Origin of the sequence: Streptomyces sp. NRRL F-2664, from assembly GCF_000719345.1 — a bacterium.
Taxonomy (GTDB): Bacteria; Actinomycetota; Actinomycetes; order Streptomycetales; family Streptomycetaceae; genus Streptomyces.
This window is the reverse complement of record NZ_JOFX01000341.1, coordinates 1-481: the sequence shown is the minus strand read 5'-3', so window position 1 is coordinate 481 and position 481 is coordinate 1. Positions and strand designations below refer to the sequence as shown.

The following is a 481-nucleotide window of genomic DNA, read 5'->3' as shown; positions in this document are numbered from 1 at the left end:
ACCACCCGCCAGAAATTCACCGAAACGCTCGCCTTCACCCCGCCAACCAAGTCCCAACCCGCCACCGCTGCTTGACCCGATAGCTGCATGGGGTGTCTTATCCCCGGCGGCCGCGCCTGGCCGGGTGCGGGGACGTCCAGCGGGCCCGCGGACCCGGACCTTCTTGAGGACAGGGATGAACTGTGGGCTGTCCGCGGCCTGCCCTGCGCTCCAGGGGCCGGCAGCGGCGGTCGGCCGCCAGGTGGATCTTGCTGGTCTGGCCGCCTCGCGAGCGCCCGAGCAGGGCGGCCGTCAGGCGGAGCTTGCGCCGTCGCCGATCGCGCCGCCGTTCGGCCCGGCGGAGATTATCGGCCTCACCGTGTCCATCTTGTTCCGCCGCGCCGCCCCGTTACCGTCTTCGTGGCCTCGCAATGGGGCTCCCGGCCTTCGGCCCCGGTATGACTCGAGCCCCCAGTCGAGATGATCGAAAAGGTGGTGTCGC

General features: G+C 70.7%; 1 pseudogene. It reads right to left on the bottom strand.

Features of this window, described 5'->3' with window-relative positions:
* Positions 1-96 precede the first annotated feature (96 nt).
* Positions 97-388, bottom strand: a pseudogene (locus IF89_RS44220) (IS5/IS1182 family transposase); the annotation flags it as partial.
* Positions 389-481: the final 93 nt, after the last annotated feature.